At 65.8% G+C, this 19,205-nt stretch carries 15 protein-coding genes and 1 pseudogene; 14 read left to right on the top strand and 2 right to left on the bottom strand.

Going from position 1 to position 19,205, the window contains the following annotated elements:
• Nucleotides 1–4 precede the first annotated feature (4 nt).
• Nucleotides 5–979, bottom strand: coding sequence for a 3-oxoacyl-[acyl-carrier-protein] synthase III C-terminal domain-containing protein (locus AC07EQ_RS32325; protein WP_478391618.1), 975 nt, complete (start codon nt 977–979; stop codon nt 5–7).
• 1,003 nt (nt 980–1,982) lie between these two features.
• On the opposite strand from AC07EQ_RS32325, the gene AC07EQ_RS32320 reads away from it, so the two are divergent.
• From AC07EQ_RS32320 to AC07EQ_RS32290, 7 genes are all read left to right on the top strand, one after another.
• Nucleotides 1,983–2,960, top strand: coding sequence for a hypothetical protein (locus tag AC07EQ_RS32320; protein WP_478391617.1), 978 nt, complete (start codon nt 1,983–1,985; stop codon nt 2,958–2,960).
• A gap of 55 nt (nt 2,961–3,015) precedes the next feature.
• Nucleotides 3,016–3,399 carry a GntR family transcriptional regulator gene (locus AC07EQ_RS32315; RefSeq protein WP_478391616.1) on the top strand — a complete coding sequence of 128 codons (384 nt, stop codon included), beginning with the start codon at nt 3,016–3,018 and terminating at the stop codon, nt 3,397–3,399.
• Nucleotides 3,400–3,416: 17 nt separating this feature from the next.
• Nucleotides 3,417–4,271: an ATP-binding cassette domain-containing protein gene (locus AC07EQ_RS32310; RefSeq protein WP_478391615.1), complete on the top strand. Its 855-nt coding sequence runs from the start codon at nt 3,417–3,419 to the stop codon at nt 4,269–4,271.
• Between the two features lie 324 nt (nt 4,272–4,595).
• Nucleotides 4,596–4,952 carry a hypothetical protein gene (locus tag AC07EQ_RS32305; RefSeq protein ID WP_478391614.1) on the top strand — a complete coding sequence of 119 codons (357 nt, stop codon included), beginning with the start codon at nt 4,596–4,598 and terminating at the stop codon, nt 4,950–4,952.
• Between the two features lie 231 nt (nt 4,953–5,183).
• Complete coding sequence (locus AC07EQ_RS32300) at nt 5,184–5,612, top strand: SsgA family sporulation/cell division regulator (protein WP_478391668.1); 429 nt, start codon at nt 5,184–5,186, stop codon at nt 5,610–5,612.
• A gap of 182 nt (nt 5,613–5,794) precedes the next feature.
• On the top strand, nt 5,795–6,415 hold the full coding sequence (locus AC07EQ_RS32295) for a helix-turn-helix transcriptional regulator (RefSeq protein WP_478391613.1): 621 nt from the start codon (nt 5,795–5,797) through the stop codon (nt 6,413–6,415).
• A gap of 326 nt (nt 6,416–6,741) precedes the next feature.
• Nucleotides 6,742–7,377 carry a DUF742 domain-containing protein gene (locus AC07EQ_RS32290; RefSeq protein WP_478391612.1) on the top strand — a complete coding sequence of 212 codons (636 nt, stop codon included), beginning with the start codon at nt 6,742–6,744 and terminating at the stop codon, nt 7,375–7,377.
• Here AC07EQ_RS32290 and AC07EQ_RS32285 read toward each other — a convergent pair.
• Complete coding sequence (locus AC07EQ_RS32285) at nt 7,271–8,485, bottom strand: PTS transporter subunit EIIC (RefSeq protein WP_478391611.1); 1,215 nt, start codon at nt 8,483–8,485, stop codon at nt 7,271–7,273. The genes AC07EQ_RS32290 and AC07EQ_RS32285 overlap by 107 nt on opposite strands.
• Nucleotides 8,486–9,097: 612 nt before the next feature.
• Between AC07EQ_RS32285 and AC07EQ_RS32280 the strand changes: the two genes are divergently transcribed.
• The 7 genes and pseudogenes from AC07EQ_RS32280 to AC07EQ_RS32250 form a co-directional block, all read left to right on the top strand.
• Entirely contained in the window at nt 9,098–10,015 is a 918-nt protein-coding gene (locus tag AC07EQ_RS32280) for a glutaminase (RefSeq protein WP_478391667.1), read from the top strand.
• Nucleotides 10,016–10,408: 393 nt separating this feature from the next.
• Complete coding sequence (gene eccD / locus AC07EQ_RS32275; protein ID WP_478391610.1) at nt 10,409–11,827, top strand: type VII secretion integral membrane protein EccD; 1,419 nt, start codon at nt 10,409–10,411, stop codon at nt 11,825–11,827.
• 44 nt (nt 11,828–11,871) lie between these two features.
• The gene (eccB, locus tag AC07EQ_RS32270) at nt 11,872–13,230 is read left to right on the top strand and encodes a type VII secretion protein EccB (protein ID WP_478391609.1); all 1,359 of its coding nucleotides are present in this window, start codon (nt 11,872–11,874) and stop codon (nt 13,228–13,230) included.
• Between the two features lie 11 nt (nt 13,231–13,241).
• On the top strand, nt 13,242–13,535 hold the full coding sequence (locus AC07EQ_RS32265) for a hypothetical protein (RefSeq protein ID WP_478391608.1): 294 nt from the start codon (nt 13,242–13,244) through the stop codon (nt 13,533–13,535).
• A 24-nt stretch (nt 13,536–13,559) separates the two neighbouring features.
• Nucleotides 13,560–13,850, top strand: a complete 291-nt coding sequence (locus tag AC07EQ_RS32260; protein WP_478391607.1) for a WXG100 family type VII secretion target — start codon at nt 13,560–13,562, stop codon at nt 13,848–13,850.
• A gap of 105 nt (nt 13,851–13,955) precedes the next feature.
• Nucleotides 13,956–17,135, top strand: coding sequence for a hypothetical protein (locus AC07EQ_RS32255; protein WP_478391606.1), 3,180 nt, complete (start codon nt 13,956–13,958; stop codon nt 17,133–17,135).
• Nucleotides 17,136–17,137: 2 nt separating this feature from the next.
• Nucleotides 17,138–19,205, top strand: a pseudogene (locus AC07EQ_RS32250) (hypothetical protein); the annotation flags it as partial.

Here is a 19,205-nt window from a genome sequence, read left to right as displayed (position 1 = left end):
TCCGTCATTCCGTGATCTCCAGGAGCGCGCAGATGAAGCGGAAGCCGGCACCGATCCCGATCACGAGGACGGTGTCCGAAGGCTCGAGGGACTCTTCCCGGAGGAAGTGGTCCAGGCCGAGGAGCTGGTCGCACGGGCCGACATGGCCCAGTGTCCGGTGCAGCGGCCAACTGGTCCGGTCGCTGGGTATGCCCAGGGGCTCGAGGAGGAGAACGGTCAGCTGCGCCAACCCCAATCCGGTGACCGCGAACCGGGAAACCTTGTCGAGCGACACGCCGGCTTCCTGGAGGACCTGCTCGACCGCGGTGCGGGCGGCTGCCTGGAGAGTGCCGACGTGGGGCAGGACGCCGACCGTCTCCGCCTGTGTCATCATGCGGCTTCCGTCTTCCGCGGGGATGGTGGGCGTGGCCAGGTCTTCGAGTTCGGGCACCGCAGTGCAGGAGGTGGCGACCAGCCGGGCCCGCCCGGCTCCCCGGCTCAGCACGGCGGCAGCGGCGCCATCGGACAGGAAGTGCCCCAGCCCTGGCAGCCACCTCGGCCAGCGCGGCGCGACGAACCGGCCCGCCGCCGTCACCAGCGCGGAGGTGGCGGAGGGATCGGCGGCGAGGTGCGAGGCGGCCAGCACGAGTCCCGCAGCGCCACCGCAGCTGCCCGCGCCCGCCTCGACCGCAAGCGCCCGGGAGGCACCCACAACCCGCTGTACGTAACAGGCGGGCGCGTAGTGCTCCTGGTCATCGAAGGCGGCGTGGATCACCGTGGCGATGTCGGCACCCTCGTGCCCGGAGCGGCGGAGGGCGTCGGTCGCTGCGCTCGCGGCCATCTCCGCGGCGGTGAACCCGTGCGAGGCGGTAAAGGACTCGAAGTCGGACATCTCGAGTGCTTGGCGGTCGATCGTGCCGTCACCAACGAGGTCGGTGGCGCTGGCGCGGGGCGGCAGGTACCGGCCGGTGCCGCTGACGAATATGTCGTTCCAGAGCATGGTGTTCTTCTTTCGTTGCGGATCACGCCGCTTCACGCAAGTATTGTTCCGAGAAAATGAGTGACATTGATCGCCGATTCGCGTCTGGCGGCATTCAGAGAATTGTTTTTAGGTGCTCCTCGGTCTCCGCGTCCGGTCACATGCTCCGTTTTCGGCCTGCGGAAATCGGTCTACCCTGGGTGTTGCGTCTGGGGTATTGATTCTGTCGCCAACCGGACCCAAATGTTGTTGATCGTAAATTCCGTGGCGAATTCTGACTCTTTTGCCGACAAGGGCGATACCGATCAGTAATGACCGTGCCCTTATGGACACCCGAGACGTGTCCATTCGGGCAGGCGAGATCGTCGAAGTCGGTCCGGGCTGGTCCCGGCAGCCCTTTGGGCGGGATTCTGGTGCGGTCGGCGGCGATGCGTTGCAGGGTGCAGGTGAGGTGATCTGAGTGATGCCGGCCAGGGGAATGCCTGATCAATTAAGTGGATCACCCGGATATGGCCGGTTGGCCGGCGTCATGGTCGACCTCGACACGCGCAAGCCGGTCGGCCTTGTCGACGGCCGTAACGGTGAGGACCCGGCCGTCTCGCTCGCCGCCGGGCCTGGCTCGACGGCCACGTCGAAGACCGATCCGAGCATCACGAGAAGACCGCGCCAGAGCCCGGATTTGACGCGGATGGCGTCGATGAGTGTCATCGGAGAAATCCGGTCGAGCGGTCGGTTGGACCACTCGGTTATCGGTGGGCGCAGGCCAGGGCGAGGTCCACTGTTGATCAGGCGGACTTCCCGGCGGTGCGTTCGGTGGCGGTTGGCCGGGCGGCATCCGCCTTGCTGGAGCTACGTGCCGAAGCATTGGGGAAGCCCCTCGGTTGCTTCGTGAGGCGACGCGTTTTAGGGGCCTTGCTTCTCCGGGGCTGGACTTCTCCCGCAAAGAACTATATAACTAGTGAAAGTATTTTTTGGAAGACATTGCGCTCGCATACATGCGCAGGGACAACGTGGAGGTAGCGGCATGACCTGGGTGGCGTGGCGGCAGCACCGCGCGCAGTTGTTGCTGATGGCAGCGGTAATGCTGCTCGGCGTGGTCGCGGTCCTGGTGCTGCATACGAGCATGTTGCAGCAGATTCAGGCGCAGGGGCTGGAGCGGTGCCTCGCGGTGGGGGTCCAAGGCCCGGGGTGCGCGACCGGGGTGAGTGATTTCCGCGACGAGTGGTTCGATCTGCTCAGAGTCGGCCAACTCGTGATCGTGGTCCTCCCGGTGCTGCTGGGGGTGTTCAGCGGGGCGCCGCTGTTCGCCCGCGAGATCGAGCACGGCACCCACGTGCTGGCGTTCGCGCAATCGGTGAGCCGGGTCGGCTGGATGGCGGCCAAGCTGGTGATGCTGGTGGTGCCCTCGCTGGTCGTACTGGTGGTCCTGCAGTTGCTGGTGAGTTCCTGGGTCGCGGATGCCGGGCTGATGGGGCCGCTGGTGGACGGCCCGTTCTCGTTCCTGAACTTCGAGAGCACGGGGTGGATGCCGGCCGTCCACCTGCTTTTCGGCTACGCGGTGGGCGCGCTGCTGGGGGCGGTGCTGGGGCAGTCGTTGCCGGCGATGATCAGCACCCTGGCCGGGCTGGTGGCGGTGCGCGGTGCCGTCGGATTGGCGGGACCGGCTCTGATGCCGTCGCAGCTGCGGACCTCGGCCGACCCGATGAGTGCTCCCGAGTCCGGTGTGGACGAGGTGGTCCAGGTGGGTTACCTGGGTGCCGACGGGCGGACCATACCGGAAGGCGGCTTCAACGCCGCCGTGTGCGGTTCGCGGGGCGATGTTCCAGTCTCGACCTTCGACCCGGCTCAGTGCTATGCGCAGCACGGGGTGGTCGGCCAATATGCCGAGGTGGTCCCGGCCTCGTACGTCCCGATACTGCAGCTGATCGAGTTCGGCGTCCTCGGCGTGGCTGCGGTCCTGCTGTTGGGAGGAACCGCGTGGGCGCTGCGCAGACAGCATTGATGACGCTGCGTGGAGCGCGCGCCTTCGGCGATGGCCGCCCCTTATGCTGGGCGATATGATCGAGTTCCGGATCGACCGTCGCTCCGGGGTCTCCACGTACATGCAGATCGTCCAGCAGGTCACGCAGGCCATGCGGTTGGGCCTGCTGGGGCCCGGTGACCGGTTGCCCACTGCGCGCGAGGTGGTGGAGGCCACGGCGGTCAATCCGAATACCGTGTTGAAGGCGTATCGAGAGCTGGAGCGGGACGGCCTGGTGGAGGCTCGGCGCGGGGTCGGTACCTTCGTGACTCGATCGCTGGCAAGCGACCGCACCTCGGTCGAAGCCCCGATGCGACGCGACCTGGCGGACTGGATGAGCCGTGCCAGGAGCGGCGGGCTCACGGTCGAAGAGGTCGATGCGCTGGTCGCTGCCGTCCGTGACGAGTACTTCCCGACCTGAGGACTGGAACACCCATCATGAGCGCGCTGAGCACCATCGGTTTGTCCAAGCGCTACGGAGACCGCCGGGGGATCGAGGACTGCACGGTCGAGCTCCCCGAAGGCAAGGTGGTCGCGCTGGTTGGTGCCAACGGTGCGGGCAAGAGCACGTTCTTGGCGTTGGCGGCCGGCCTGGTCGAGCCGTCGTCGGGTGCCGTGCGGGTGTTCGGCGACGAGGTTCGCGGCCGCATCCACCCTGACGCGGCCTACCTGTCGCAACGTCGCCCGTTGTACGGCAACTTCACGGTCGCGGAGATGGTCCGCGCGGTGGCGAAGATGGACCGCCGCTGGTCGCGGCAGCGAGTCGAGGAGGCGCTGGCCGCGATCGACGGCCTGGACGTCGGCGCCCGGGTGGAATCGCTGTCCCCGGGCGTGCGCTCCCGGCTAGCACTGGCGCTCTGCCTGGGCCGGTTGCCGAGGTTGCTGCTGCTGGACGAACCGCTTGCGGACCTCGACCCGCTTGCCCGGGACGAGACCATCAGGTTGGTGATGGCCGACGTCGCGGACCGCGGGATGACGGTGGTGATCTCCTCGCACCTGCTCGGCGAATTGCGGGAGGTGTGCGACCACCTCCTGTTGCTGCAGGGGGGACGAGTGGAATTGGACGGCGACGTCGACGAACTCCTGGAGCAGCACCGCGACCTGGTGGGGCACGCCGATGCGGGGCCTCCGGAGATCGGGACGGTCGTACACGCGAGGAAATCCGGGCGGCAGCAGCGGATGCTGGTGCGCGCCCCCGGGGTACTCGCGCCGGGCTGGGAGTCTCGGCAACCGGACCTGGAATCGCTCGTGACCGACTACCTGCGCGCCGGCCGCGAGCGCGCGGGAGCCTGAGAACCGCTCGCCAGCCCCGCTGATCCCCGTCGCCGAGCCGGGGGTCGGCGGGGCTTCGTCGTTTTCGGGCCTCCGGCGGGGGATTCGTTGCGTGTTGCCGCGTCGGCTCGGCCCCCTGCGGGAGCCTCTTCCGTGCTGCTGACGCGATCGGCTCGTTCTGCTCCTGGTGAGGCGTCTGCTGGCGTGATCCAACGTGATCCATCCAGCAGTCGGTGCCCTTTCGCCCCGCTTTCCCAGACCCGGCCTTGTCCGCGATCCGCACCACTGCTAGTCTTCAGTCATTCCACTAGATAACTAGTGGAACGACTCAGAAGGGTAGTGAACATGGACTTCACCTTTGGCAAGCGCGAAATGATCGTTGGACTGCTGGCTGCGGGAGCACTTGCCGGCACTGGCGGCCTCGCTGCCGCGGCGCCAGCGGAGAACGTGCCGGAACTGCGGATCAGCTCGGCCGGCTACGCGCTGGAGTACACCGTGGTGAACGGCAATGGCGACGGCTTCTCCTCCGTCCTGGAGCCGAACTCCACCCGCGAGAGGCAGGCCGAGGGCTTCACGACGGTGCGGTTCTCCGTGAACGGCAAGGTCGTGAACGCCTATGGCCCGCTCGAGGCTGGTCGCACGCTGGTCTGCAATGCGGGCGGGACCGCGGCCGCGCCGAATGTGGAGTGCGCCTTCGCCTGACCCGGAACTGCGCGCCTGAGCGTGCAGTTTTGCCGGCGGAGTCCGGGAGGCGACTGCCACCCGGACTCCGCCGGCAGCGGCCGGCAGGTTGGCCTGCTGAGCTGTTCCACGGCTTGCGGCGGGCGGTCGTCGGTGGCTTGCGACGAGCTGAAGACGTCGTGAAGAAGCTGTAGATCCAGGACGGCCATGCTGTGTGTCGTGCAGGACCCGACATTGAGGAGCACAGGCATGATGAGCAGCCAGAACCACAAGACGATCCGCTCTACCGCGGTTTTCGAACTGACGGCCCCGGCAGGCGTGAGGACGCCGGTTGGGGTGGAGCTGCGGTACGACAGTCGTGAGCCGTACGCGGTGAACATGAGCTTCCGCGCGGGGATGAGTGGTCAGGTCGACTGGTTGATCGCCCGAGACTTGCTGGCGGACGGGCTGGTCATTGCGAGTGGCGAGGGTGACGTGCAGATCATCCCCCAACCCGACAACCAGGAGCTCGTCGTCATCGCGTTGAGCTCGCCGTCCGGGCAGGCCACCTTCGAAGCGCCCGCTGCCGAACTGGCGGAGTTCCTGGACGAGACCTACGACGTCGTCGCCCCCGGTGGCGAGAACCACTGGATGAGCTTCGATGAGGAACTGAGTCGACTACTGCAGAATGATATGCACTGATCGACCTGAACCGAAGCCGTGTGGTGCCAGTTCGACGTTTTATGCCGCGGAGCGGTTCGAGGCGGCACTACGGGGTGTGCGGATTTACTTGTTCCCAGCTGATCTAGAGAAGACGTAGAGACGTTGTGGAGTCGGCGCCGGCAGATTGTTCGGTGCAGAGATAGAAACCACGGGAGTGTGCGATGGAACGAGTTCGCGTGGCCGTGCTTGCCTCAGATGCCATCACGCATGCTGGTCTTGCAAGCCACCTCGACTCTCGCGCCGAGGTGTTGGTGGTGCCGAATCGAAACCTGGTCGAGGTGGACGTCGTCGTCCTGGCCGCCGAGCGGCTGACTGATGGCGTGACCGCCTTGCGCGCCTTGGGCGCCGAGTTCGAGCGTCGTGCAGTCCTGGTGATCGACCAGCTAGATCCGGCTGGTCTGCTTGCGGCGGTGGAATGTGGTGCGGCGGCGGTGGTCCCGCGCAGTGCCGCCACCGCGGAGCACTTGATAAAGGTCATCCAGGTCGCCGCGACCGGAGGTGGAGTGCTGCCGCCGGAATTGATCGGAGAGCTGCTCCGCGAGTTCGCTCGTCTGAAGCGGGACGTTCTGGCGCCGCGAGGAATCAGCGTTTCCGGGCTGACGCCTCGCGAGCTCGATGTCGTCCGGTTGCTGGCCGAGGGCTTGGATACCGTTGATATCGCCGAGAAGCTGGCCTACTCGGAGCGCACCGTGAAGAACGTCATCTACGGGATGACCAGCAGGCTCAATTTGCGCAACCGGCCGCATGCCGTCGCCTACGCGATGCGTGCAGGCGTGATCTGAAACGCGAGTGCTCATGGTCTCTTGCCCGTTCGAGCGCCGCGGCGGAGTACGGATGGGCAAGAAGTGCTGACATCCGCTCACTGATGTCGGAGAGTCTGATCGCTTCCGAACGAGAAAGCTTGCTAGGGAACGATTCTGCCACGGCAGTGGCCGATCGGCTTGTGATCGACAGATTTCGCACGTACCGTGCTGGGCGGCATCAGATGTTGTGGTGATCGACGCAGCCGCACTGCCACTGGCGGGCAATGCTCTTCCGGCACCCATCTGACCGGTGCGTTCCCACTCGCCGCTCGACGACATTCGAGCTTCATGATCCCGGAGTTGTCATGAGCTCGCACAAGAAGAACACCGGCCCCTCATTTCACCCGCTCGCCTTCGGCGGCTGGGGGAACTACCAGGAATGGGCGGACCACCAGTTCCAGCCACGGCCCGCCGCACCGGAGGCCGACGACGGAGATGCGTCCGAGTCCGGCCAGGAAATCCACGACCAACCGGCCGTGCCGATCGAGTCGGCACCCGATGCTCGCGAACCGAACCAGGCCGCTGCTACCGATCGCGCTGAATGCAACCCAGCGGAGCAGACCGGCATGACCGTTTTCGTCGAGGCCGAGGATTCGGGGTCCAGCGTGGCGACGCTGCGCCCGTACGTCCGCACCGGCGGACGCGCCGAGCCCGAGTACGAGTTCAGAGTGGAAACGCTGGTGTCGGCGACCTCGCAGCGGCTGGCGGGCACGTCGATCAACCCTGATCTGGACGAGATCCGTTCGATGTGCGCGTCACCGCATTCGGTTGCCGAGATCTCATCTCGCCTCGGGATTCCCCTGACCGTCGCTCGCGTTCTCATCGGCGACGCCATCAAGGCCGGACTGGTCGTCGTCCACGGCGGCGCGTCGACTCGCGGTGCAGGTCCTTCCCTCGAGACTCTGCGGCGGGTGTACGAAGGGTTGCTGAAGCTGGCGTGATGCTGTCGGTCCGGGGTGATTCGGTCGTCTTCTTCCGTCCGACCTTCACCAGGAAAGCCGCGAGGACGAACGAGACGGCGGCCGACACCGCCACACCCGTGATCACGCTCAGGTGGCCACCCCGCGGCGTGACTGCCATCAGTGCGATGATGCTTCCGGGAGAAGGAGTCGCGAACAGTCCTGCTCCGGTGGCGATGAAGGTGAAGATCCCCGCAGCGCCGCCTGCGATTGCCGCCAGGATCAACTGCGGCTTGGCGAGGACGTAGGGGAAGTAGATCTCATGAATACCGCCGAAGAAGTGGATTGCCAACGCGCTTGGCGCGCTGGCCCGTTCCGGTGCGGATCCGAAGCACGCGCAGGCGAGCAGAATACCGAGCCCAGGGCCGGGGTTGGTCTCCAACAGGAACTCGATCGCCTTGCCGTTCTCCGCCTGTGCGGTGACGCCCAGCGGGCCCAGGACGCCGTGGTTGATCGCGTTGTTGAGGAACAGCACCTTGCCGGGTTCGATGATCAGGGCTGCCAGGGGTAGCAGGCCGAGGTCGATCAGCGCCTGCACCCCGCCGGCCAGCGTTCTGGCCAGCCCGCTGATCGCGGGCCCGATCCCGACCATGCCCAGAATCGCCAGGCTGCCACCGATGATGCCCGCGCTGAAGTTGTCCACGAGCATCTTGAAGGCCGGACCCACGCGTGCGCCCACGGCTTGATCGAACCATTTCATCAGCAGTGCCGTAGCGGGGCCGAGCAGCATGGCGCCAAGGAGCATGGGGGTATTCGCTCCGACCACGAGGCCAAGTGTGGCGACCGCGCCGACGACGCCGCCGCGTTGCCCGTGGACCACCCTGCCCCCGGTGTAACCGATCAGGATTGGCAGCAGTGTGGTGATCATCGGCTGGATGATCACGGCCAGCGTCGCGTTGGGCAGCCATCCCTCGGGCATGAACAGTGCGGTCGCGAGGCCCCACGCGATGAACGCCCCGATGTTGGGCATCACGACGCTGGCCAGATGCCCGCCCCATCGTCGGAGTGCCGACCCGATCTCCCGGCTCGAAGAAGCTCCTTCGTTGCTACGTGACATCGCTGTAAGCACATCCCAGGTCGTCGTTGACATCGTGGCTTCTGCGGCCTTGGCGAGAAAGTCGGCATGGCGTACTCGGGTCGGCTTTGCGACCCGGACGCGTTTGGGATCTCCGCATTGAACACCACGTTCCACCGGGCCGGAACGGAAACGTCACGACAGTGCACTTCCTTCTCCGGCAAGTGTGCCCGTTCAGGCAGCTGGCGTATTCGCGTGCCGCGATAGCGCTCATGTGGGCAGGATCGACCGAGCTGCGTAACTGCGGATCACCTGATGTCCTCGCCGGTTTCCGCTCAAATCCGCCCAATTTGGCGGCTAGGTGCGTGCTGGCGCTAGAGGAGAGGAACAAGATTCTCGGACGGATCACGTAAATCGTTGCGACCGAGAGTGAGGTCGTGATCATGTGCTGGTAAGGTTGGCGGAAGGATCGTCTGCTGGTACGTTCCTGTTTCTGCGAAGGGGATTTCATCGTTAGCTCGGTTGTTCTTGTTGGGAGCAACGAGTGGTCGGCGTGAACACCGCCGAGATGAAGGGGTCCGTGTTGGCGCGCTACATCCGGCACGCGAGGAGAGTCCAGTGCGAGATGTGGCCAGTGCGTGCGTTCGCACGAACCTGCGCCAGTCCAATGAGGATATTGCCGAGCAGATCGCTGGGGAGTTGAGTCAGTTGCTCGAGCAGATCGCGGACGAGGTCGCGCCGCTGCGCGTGGCGGGGACGGTCGCGGATTACATCCCGGCGCTCGCGCGGGTCGACCCCGGCCACTTCGGCATCGCGCTGGCCGATCTCGACGGCGGCGTCCACGGGGTCGGTGACTGGGAGACGCCGTTCTCGGTGCAGAGCATCTCGAAGGTTTTCACCCTCGCACTCGTGCTGGCCGGCAGCGATGAGACGCTCTGGCAGCGCGTCGGCCGGGAGCCCTCAGGCAGTGCCTTCAACTCGCTGGTCCAGTTGGAGCACGAACACGGGATTCCCAGGAACCCCTTCATCAACGCGGGCGCGCTGACCGTCACCGATGAGCTGATCTCCCTGGTCGGCGACGCCACCGGGGAGCTGCTCGCGTTCCTGCGCGCCGAGAGCGGCAATTCGGCTCTGCGGGTCGACGAGGAGGTCGCCGCCTCCGAAGCGGCCCACGCGGACCGCAACCTGGCCCTGACCCATTTCATGGCGTCCTACGGCAACATGCGCAACCCGGTGGCGACCGTGCTCGACCACTACGTCCGGCAGTGCTCGATCGAGATGAGCTGCCGTGACCTGGCTCTGGCGGGGTTGTTCCTGGCCGCGCACGGTGTCCGCCGCGACGGTTCGCAGCTGGTCTCCCGCAGGCAGGCCAAGCGGATCAACGCGATCATGCTCACCTGCGGGACCTACGACGCCGCCGGGGATTTCGCCTACCGGGTCGGCATCCCGGGCAAGAGCGGGGTCGGTGGCGGGATCCTCTCGATCGTGCCGGGGCGGTGCGCGGTCGCGGTGTGGAGCCCGGGGCTGGACAAGCGCGGCAACTCCGTGGCCGGTGTGGCCGCGCTCGATCACTTCACCACGCTGACCGGATGGTCGGTCTTCTGACCGAATGCTCCACATCTACATCGCACCGCGCCGGGTGGACACCACCGAGGCGCTCGGCGAAGAGGACTGAGAAGCGGAAACGAAGAGCGGGAGCGGTCGCGGACCGCTCCCGCTCTTGTGCTAGTTGGAAGCACGGCCACGAGAATCCGGGCGGCGGCCGGTTGCCCGTTCGTGCAGGCTTCCTCGGCCGGTTTCGCGGCGTGGTGTTGGTCGGCGAGGGTTCGCGTGACGTACGACAACAGCCTTGAGCAGTAGTAATCGTAGAGATTGTGAGCGCGGACTCCGCACTGTTCGGCGGCCGCGTGGCGCGGGGCGGTTTCATCGCTTGCCCGGTTGCGCGCGGTCATCGTGGTTCTTCTGAACCAGGCACGTTCGGCGAAACGTGTGGTTGTCATGGAGGCGACGAGCACGGCGACCACAGCCCCGGGTTCCGGTGGGTCCAGCGAGATGTGCCGGCTGATCATCATCGGCCCGTCCTCGCGTGTGGAACTGGCCGTTCCTGCGCACGTGGCAATAGCCGACCTCATGCCGACGGTGCTCGGCCACCTCGATCCCACGCTGGCCACCTCGGGCATGGAGCACGGCGGCTGGGTGCTGCAAAGGCTCGGCGAGGAGCCGCTCGACGAGGACAAGGGCACCGCCGAGGCCGGGCTGTACGACGGCGACATGCTCTACCTGCGACCGCGCGACGACCAGCTGCCGGTAGCCGACTTCGACGACCTGGTCGATGGTGTCCACACCGGACTGTCCGGTCGCGGCGACACTTGGCGCCCGGCGTTCACCTACTACACCAGCATGACTACCGCTGCGATGTGCGCGCTGCTGGCCATCTTCGTCTGCACCTTCGCGGCGACGGGGACGGGGATCGCCATCGGTGCGGCCACGGTCAGCCTGCTGCTTCTGGCTGGAGCCGCCGGCATGTCGCTGTACGTCCGCGACAGTGGCGGGCAGGCGGTGACCCTGGCCGGGGTCGGAGTCTTCGCGGCGGCCGTGGCTGGGCTGGCCTTCCCCGGTGCCGATGCGCCGCCGGCGTGGATCGACGGGCCGGGGGTTCTGTCTGCCGGGGTGGCCATCGCTGTCTCTGCCGTGCTGGCCCGGGTGTCGCTGAAGACGGGCAAGCCGGCGTTCCAGGCGGTGGCCGCTGGTGGTGTGCTCACCGCGTTGGGCGGCGTGCTGACCGTGCTCGTCGGCCTGGACGGCGCGTCCACGGCCGCGATCGTCACGATCCTCGCGGTCGCGCTGACCAGGGCAGCCCCGAACATATCGGCATGGCTGGGCGGGCTGTCGGTGGAGCCGGTACCCACCACCCAGGACGAGTTCCAGGACGGCCTCGACCCGCTGCCGGGCGAGGGCGTCCTCGACCGCGCGTCGTTGACCGACACCCACCTGACCTCGATCCTCGGTGTGCTCGGCGGGCTGTGCACCGGGGGACTGATCGCACTGGGGTCGGTCGTGCAGTGGGACACGATCCTGCTGACCGCGCTGATCAGCGTGCTGCTGTTGCTGCAGGCCCGTGAGGTCGTCGGAATCTGGCATCGAGTATCCGCCCTGGTGCCTGCCGGGGTGGGGCTGACAGTGCTGATGCTCGGCTGGAGCGCGAGCATGCCGGTGGTCGGCCGGATGGGCGTGCTGCTCGGGCTGCTGTCGCTGTCCGGTCTCGCCGTGGCCGCCGCGCACACGTTGCCCGGTAAGCGCTTGATTCCGCGCTGGGGCCGGTGGGGCGACATCCTCCAGTGGATCTGCGCGCTGGCCGTGCTGCCCATTCTGCTCTCCGTGATCGGAGTTTATGGCTGGGTTGCTTCCCTGCTCTGAACCATTTTCATACCTACGGCCGTGCCGGGATTGGGAGGTGAGGGATGTACACCAGGCGGGACCAAGTGGACGCCTATTCCTTTGTCGCGGGCAGGCTGTCCTCGGCGATCTTGCGTACTGACCCGGACGGGCCGGAGCGCCCGCTGCGGCGCACCGGAGTCGGGCTCGCCGTCGGCATCATCATCGGGATCCTGGTGACCGCGATCGTCGCGGTGGTCAACCTGTTCACCAACATCGGTGGCGGCAACGACGGGTGGCGAGAGCCGGGAACGCTGATTGTCGCCGAGGACACCGGAAACCGGTTCATGATGGTCAACGGCCGGCTGCGGCCGGTGTTGAACCAGGCGTCCGCGCGGTTGCTCGTCGGCAGCAATCCCAAGATCGTCACGGTCAAGACGGCCGACCTCGCGGACGTGCCGCGCGGTGCGCCGATCGGGATCCTCGGTGCACCGGACGCGATCCCCACCGGGTCGTCCGACAGTCCGTGGACCGTGTGCGCGGGGGCCGACGAAAGCACCAAGCTGTCGGTGACGGTCGGCGCAGGACCAGCTGTCTCCGGCATGCGCGACGACCAGGCGCTGTTGGTCACCGCGGGCGGGGACATGTACCTGGCGTGGCAGGGCACGCGGCTGCGGATCGCGGCCGAATGGGTGCCGCGCGCGCTCGGGCTCGACCCGGCTCAGGCTCTCGCGGTGGATTCCTCGTGGCTCAACACGTTGCCGTCCGGTCCGGACATCGGCTCGCCGCCGGTGGAACGGGACGGGAGCAAGGCGGGGCCCAGCTTCAACGGGACGAAAACCGTGATCGGGCAGCTGATAGTCGTGCCCGAGGCGGTGGGGAACAACTACTTCGTGACCGCGGGCAACGGCCTGGTCCCGGTGACCTCGACCGTGTCCGCGTTGCTCAGCGCCGACCCGGCATCGCCCGCGCGAGAGGCCGTGCGCATCACGCCCTCGGAGCTGGCGACGCAGAACGTGCTGCCCGCGCCGGTGTGGCAGTCCGCGCTGCCGTCGCAGCCGCCGGACCGACCGGATCTTGCGGGCCGTGTGCCGTGCGTGCGGTGGGAGCAGTCGCAGGCGCGGTTGGTGACGGCACCGCCGCCGCAGGGCGATGCGCAAAGCAATCAGACGGCGGGGGTGGTGCGCGACGGCCGGGTGGCTGACCGGGTGGAGGTCATCCCCGGCGCCGGCTTCCTGGCGCGCACTCGCCCGGCGCCGGATGTTCCTGGCGCGGGTATTTACCTCATCACCGAAGCGGGAGCCAAGTTCCCGGTGGCCGACGCCGATGCGGCCAGCGCTCTTGGCCTCCCCGTAGAGACGGCTCGGCTGGTTCCAGCCGATCTGCTGGCACTGCTGCCAACCGGGCCAGTGCTCGAAAAAATCAATGGTGCTCAACAAGGATAGGAGAGATTCCCGTGGCGCCTAAATTCTTCTTCGACCCCGGCGTACTGCAGGTGGGTATCAATGCCTCCAGCGAAGCGGTCACCAACATGACGACGGTCAAGCAGAAGGTCTGGCAGCTGACCGACCAGATTAAACTGGTCAACGACTCGGGCTCCGGTGGTCTGCTGACCACCAAGTTCTCCGAATGGAACCACGCCTTCGAGAAGTTGGTGACCGAGCTGGACCGTCTCAACGCGAAGGTCATCGCAACCCGTGTTACGAACACGCAGGCCAGCGACGATGCCAACACCACCGCCGGCAGCTGATCATATTCAAGAAAGGGAATAGCCATGTCGCGATTTGACATCAACCATGACGGCTACATGGACCTCAACGAGCAACTCCGGCAGTGCCACATCGCGGCCGGGGTCATCATCGAGGAACTCAACCAGGGCCTGAAAAAGATTCCGGAAGGTATGCAGGGTCAGGCCGAGGTGTTGTGGGGTCCGCTCCAGGCTGAGTGGAACAGGCTGTACGCCAAGATGTCGGAGGCCTTCAACGACAATGTGACCAAGTCGTTCAAGGTGCACGAGATTTTCAAGGACGGCGACAACATGGGCGCCAAAATCATGTCCATGTAGTCCCGTTTCCCCTCGGCCGCGGGCCCGCTTCGGTGGGCCCGCGGTCATCCTCCTCATCAATTCCACGCCCCTCCAGTGACTCGCGTGCAGAAAGGACCCTCCGCCATGACTGACGACCCCGCGGGCGGCAAGTTTTCGGGGCGTGGCAACAACCATCGCCCGAACCGGCCGACCGGCGAGCCGCAGCCGGAACCGCGGCTGGATGGTCTGGGGCCGAACAGGGGGATGGTGCTGGCTCCCGGGCAGCACGGTCCCAACGCGCCGCAGCAGCCGCATCCGGACGAGACGTCTCAAGCGGAATTGCCGGATGACACCCCGGACCCGCATTTCACGCCGAATTCGAATTCGCACCCGCAGACTCCCGTGTCCCAGCCAGGGCATGTGCATGTGGACGGGACGCCGACGCACCATGTCGGGCAGAACCTTCCCGACGCGAGTCAGGCGATGCCCGGGCCGGCGATGACTCCCGTGTTCTTTCGAAGGAGTGTGGACGGGACGCCGGCGAACCATGTCGCGCAGCACGGTCCCGACGTGCAGGAGCCGGGGCCCCGGCCGGATGACACCCCGCACCGGACACCGCTCGACGAAGGCTTGACTTGGGTCAAGGAGGGCGGAGAAGAAAAACTCAAGTGGCTCGGTGACCCGAAGGATGCGCCGTTTCTCGACAACGGCCCATACGAAGTGCATCTCAATGCATCCGGCGAGCTTGGGCAGTACTACAACCCTGCGGACCGCAACGATGCTTCCAACGCGACCTACTATGAGCCATCCTCTGCTGACGACCGGGATCTGCACATTGGCGGCCACCCCGATGAATCCGGGTTCATGGCCATGCCCAACGGTGAGTTGCGGTGGGTCGGACCGAGAGACGACGTTCCGCTGACGCCAGACGGCCACGTGAGCCTCGGGGACAAAGGCGAAATCGTCGTCGACCCCCCTCCGGAGGTCTTTCGGACCGATTATCGCGAGCGGGAGCCGTTTGCCGGTGAGAGGTCGGAGTCCGGTGATCGGTCTGCGGGGGATCAGGCTAGTCATCACCGGCAGGAGCCGTTTACCGGCGAGAGGTCGGAGTTCGGTGATCGGTCTGGTGGCCAGGGGGACGCGCTCCCATCGGCAGAGCCGGCCGGTTATCGCGAGCGGGAGCCGTTTGTCGGTGACGAGCGATCGGATTTCCACGACCGGTCTGGTGGCCAGGGGGACGCGCTTCCATCGGCAGAGCCGACGACGATGGTGAAGCCGGTCCACTCGGTCCAACCGGGGGACGGCACGTCTGGTTCATCTGAGGAGTCGGGCCTGGCCTGGGTCAACGGCGACGGCACCTGGAAGCTCAAGTGGGTTGGCGACCCGAAGGACGCGCCGCTGCTGGACAACGGCCCGTACGAGGCCCGCATCGGAAAAGACGGCGACGTCCACACCCTCTACAACGGGCACGACGAGGGCGACCCGACCAAGGTTTTCGCGTCCGGCAAGCCAGGATCGGGCAATCCAGACGACGGAACCGCCGGACTGATCGTGATGCCCAACGGCGACCTGCGCTGGGTTGGTCCGCGGGACAAGGCGCCCTTGCTCGACGACGGCAAAGTCGCTCTCGGCAAAGACGGCAAGATCGAGTTCGACGGACCGAAATGCGCGCCGGACGGAACGAGTCGCACCGAAGGCACTCAGCATCCCCTGGTGATCCAGGATCCGAACTCGGACGGGCCGCCGCCAGGATTCCACGGCCTCCCGACCTACGGTTCGCTCCCCGGCGAAGGCCGACAGGGCGTCAAGCCTCACACGCCGCGCGATGAAAGGACTGGGGATGGCGGCGGTTCCGGTGGTTCTTCTGGTGGTCAGGGGAGTCACGGCAGGGGCGGTTCTGGGGGCCGGGAAGGTGACGGCAAGGGCGATGGTGGCGGTTCCGGTTCGGCTGGTGGTCAGGGGGATGGGCAGCTTGGCCGAGGCGTGGCTGTGCAAGCGCCGATGGCCAAGGTGGGTGACGGCAAAGGCAGCGGTGGTGGATCCGGTGGTTCGTCTGGCGGTCAGGGGGGTGTGCCGTCGGAGCCGGTGACGTCGGTGAAGCCGGTTGCCAAGGTGGGTGACGGCAAAGGCGGTGCTGGTGGTCAGGGGGGTGTGCCGCTGGAGCCGGTGACGTCGGTGAAGCCGGTCGCGAAGGTGGGCGATGGTAAAGGCGGCGGTGGTGGTTCTGGTGGTTCGTCTGGTGGTCAGGGGGGTGTGCCGTCGGAGCCGGTGACGTCGGTGAAGCCGGTCGCGAAGGTGGGTGACGGCAAAGGCGAGGGTGGTGGTTCTGGTGGTTCGTCTGGTGGTCAGGGGGGTGTGCCGCTTGGCCAAGGCGTGAAGGTGCAAGCGCCGATGGCCAAGGTGGGTGACGGCAAAGGCAGCGGTGGCGGATCCGGTGGTTCGTCTGGTGGTCAGGGGGCTGTGCCGCTGGAGCCGGTGACGTCGGTGAAGCCGGTCGCCAAGGTGGGCGATGGCAAAGAGGGCGATGGTAAGGGCGGCGGTGGTGGTTCTGGTGGTTCTTCTGGTGGTCAGGGGGGTGTGTCGCCGGAGCCGACGACGTCGGTGAAGCCGGTCGCCAAGGAGGGCGATGGCAAGGGCGGCGACGGTAAGGGCGGCGACGGTAAAGAGGGCGATGGTAAGGGCGGCGATGGCAAGGATGGTAAGGGCGGCGATGGCAAGGAGGGCGACGGTAAGGGCGGCGATGGCAAGGAGGGCGATGGTAAGGGCGGCGATGGCAAGGAGGGCGATGGTAAGGGCGGCGATGGCAAGGATGGTAAGGGCGGCGACGGTAAAGAGGGCGATGGTAAGGGCGGCGATGGCAAGGATGGTAAAGGCGGCGACGGCAAGGACGGAAAGCCGAAGCCGTTGCCGGCCGTCAAGTCCGCCGATGGCAAAGGCAACCTCCGATTCAACAAGGACGACTGGCTCAAGCTGCTGGGGGCGTTACACGATGTTGAGAACGGTCTGATCGACTACGCCACGATTTCCAGGTATGGCGAGCTGAACGGTACTTTCAGGGCTCAGCCGCGGGATACGCAGTGGGAACCTGCCAAAGATTTGAATGCTCGGGCGGCGGGATTCGGTGGCTCAGTGGAAACTGTCAATGAGGCGCTTCGGCAGAGGCTGAGCACAGTTGTCAACGCGATGCGGTGGGCCATCGAAGTATTTGAAAACACCGACGATCTGGCGAACTACAGTCTGAATGAATTCGTCACCGAATTCCCGGACCTTAATTCTGGTGGCGGGAAGATGAGTGGCGGCGGCCAAGGTTCTGGAGGGGTGTAGTCGTGGCGGATGACGAGAACGGCGGGTCGAACAGCAGCAACGACGAGTCGAATGACGGCTCGAGCAGCGGCAACGACGAATCGAAAGACGAGTCGAGCAGCGGCAACGACGAATCGAAAGACGAGTCGAGCAGCGGCAACGACGAATCGAAAGACGAGTCGGACGGCGAGGGCGGGTCAGGTGGCGACGACAGCAACGTCGTCGACCCGGACATCACCAATGGCCGGAATAACCTCTCCCGTGCGACCTACGAGGAGATTCTGTTCACGATTGCCGGCGTGGGCAAGGACCTGAACAAGATCCTGGATGCGGGCAGTGGGACGACGGGCTGGCTCCAGTTCGACACCGGGGACGGGGGGCGTGTTGCCACCTCCTACACAACCCAGAACTGGGCCGACAAGCCGTGGTTCAGGGTGGTTTACAACGACGCTTTGCTGGCGGACTGGCGCACGGCCGTCGGAGAGATCGACAGCTACATGCCGCAGGTCACGGCTGCTCGGGTCGGCACCATCGACTGGGTGCAAGCGGCTGACGGCGTGGGGATGATCAGACATTACGTGAACTGGCTGGACGGAGCGCGCGAGAAGACTGCGGGATGGATCAGCAGACTCGACAGCCCGGACGCGGAGTTCAAAGGCCGCGCGGCTTATGCCGTCCAAGGTCATGTGCGTCAGATCAACTTCCTGCTGGATGACCTGTACAAGCAGATTACTCACCGGAACCCGTCGCCGGCAGAAGGGCTCGTCGACGTGACGTCCGGACTGCTCCTGTTCGGCAACGAGATGGGGACGGCGTGGGACAGTGTGAGTGGCGGACTGGTCAACGCGATCGAGAACGCCCTCACCTTGGCGGTCAAGAACGTTTGGGCGTATGTTACGGGATCCGGCCTCGTCTCCGGCGACCCCAATTACATTCTGCCCTATTTTGAAGACGAGTCCGAGGGCATAGAGTACATCAACTACGTGCTGTCGTCGTATGATTCCAACACTACCTCGCAAAGCAAAGTCATTTCCCTTGATGAGGCGAAAGGATTTGGTAATCCACGTGGATTGCCAACTCCTCCACCTCCTTCAGAGCTTTCCTGGTCCCGTCAGCCGTTGCCGGAAGGTATTAAGAGTCTCAAAGCCGACTTGCGGTCGGAGTTGGGATGGTCCTGGATCAACAAGGCTGTCAGTGAGTCCGTGCGTGCCCAGTTGCAGCCGCTGAACGAAGCTGCCCGGAAAGCGGCCGCGCGGTTGGAAGAGGTCTTTGTCATCGCCAACCCGCCGTTTAAGGACTTGTTTGACAAGACGCCACCGACAATCGGCACCGCGGGCGGCGGTCCCGACGGTAAAGGTGGCGGTGACGGTCCTGATCTGAAATTCGATCCCGGCGGTAAAGGTGGCGGTGACGGTCCCGATCTGAAATTCAACCCCGACGGCAAGGGTGGCGGTGACGGTCCCGATCTGAAATTCGATCCCGACGGCAAAGGTGGCGGTGGATCTGGCGCGAATGGCGGGGTGAATTTCCCTGGCGGTGGATCTGGCGCGAATGGTGGGTTGAATTTCCCTGGTGGCGGGTCTGGTGCGAATGGCCCTGGTGGCGGGCCTGGCGCGAATGGTGGGGTGAATTTCAATGAACCTGGTGGTGGGTCTGGTGGTCCTGGGTTTGGGTTGAATACGCCTGGCGGCGGATCTGATCCGAATGGCGGGTTTAATTTCGACCAGCCTGGTGGTGGGTCTGGTGGTCCTGGGTTTGGGTTGAATACGCCTGGCGGCGGATCTGATCCGAACGGGGTGAACTTCAACCAGCCTGGCGGGGGCGGCATCGATCCCTTCGTTTCGGACCCGAACGGTCAAGGGTCCGGCGGACCGCCGCTGATGCCGTTCGGCGGGGTCCCGGGCAGTGGCGGTACGAATCCTGGATCGGGCGGGCGGTCGCCGGGCTTGGGATTCAACGCGCCATTCGGTGGTGGCCGTCCCGGCGACGGCGGCGTGAACCTGAACCGTAATCGTGGGGAGGGCTGGGAGCCGGAGGATCCGGCCGCGCAGTTCAATTCGCCGAAGTCCAATGTGCCGGAGTTTCCGGGTA

It is taken from the genome of Saccharopolyspora sp. NPDC045839 (assembly GCF_056431645.1).
The sequence above is the reverse complement of the archived record's forward strand: the minus strand, read 5'-3'. Positions and strand labels throughout refer to the sequence as shown.

Excerpts from the sequence above, each read along its gene's own strand:
- AC07EQ_RS32325 (WP_478391618.1), bottom strand. The coding sequence starts at position 979 with ATGCTCTGGAACGACATATTCGTCAGCGGCACCGGCCGGTACCTGCCG.
- AC07EQ_RS32320 (WP_478391617.1), top strand. The coding sequence starts at position 1,983 with ATGACCTGGGTGGCGTGGCGGCAGCACCGCGCGCAGTTGTTGCTGATG.
- AC07EQ_RS32315 (WP_478391616.1), top strand. The coding sequence starts at position 3,016 with ATGATCGAGTTCCGGATCGACCGTCGCTCCGGGGTCTCCACGTACATG.
- AC07EQ_RS32310 (WP_478391615.1), top strand. The coding sequence starts at position 3,417 with ATGAGCGCGCTGAGCACCATCGGTTTGTCCAAGCGCTACGGAGACCGC.
- AC07EQ_RS32305 (WP_478391614.1), top strand. The coding sequence starts at position 4,596 with ATGGACTTCACCTTTGGCAAGCGCGAAATGATCGTTGGACTGCTGGCT.
- AC07EQ_RS32300 (WP_478391668.1), top strand. The coding sequence starts at position 5,184 with ATGAGCAGCCAGAACCACAAGACGATCCGCTCTACCGCGGTTTTCGAA.
- AC07EQ_RS32295 (WP_478391613.1), top strand. The coding sequence starts at position 5,795 with ATGGAACGAGTTCGCGTGGCCGTGCTTGCCTCAGATGCCATCACGCAT.
- AC07EQ_RS32290 (WP_478391612.1), top strand. The coding sequence starts at position 6,742 with ATGAGCTCGCACAAGAAGAACACCGGCCCCTCATTTCACCCGCTCGCC.
- AC07EQ_RS32285 (WP_478391611.1), bottom strand. The coding sequence starts at position 8,485 with ATGTCAACGACGACCTGGGATGTGCTTACAGCGATGTCACGTAGCAAC.
- eccD (WP_478391610.1), top strand. The coding sequence starts at position 10,409 with ATGGAGGCGACGAGCACGGCGACCACAGCCCCGGGTTCCGGTGGGTCC.
- eccB (WP_478391609.1), top strand. The coding sequence starts at position 11,872 with ATGTACACCAGGCGGGACCAAGTGGACGCCTATTCCTTTGTCGCGGGC.
- AC07EQ_RS32260 (WP_478391607.1), top strand. The coding sequence starts at position 13,560 with ATGTCGCGATTTGACATCAACCATGACGGCTACATGGACCTCAACGAG.
- AC07EQ_RS32255 (WP_478391606.1), top strand. The coding sequence starts at position 13,956 with ATGACTGACGACCCCGCGGGCGGCAAGTTTTCGGGGCGTGGCAACAAC.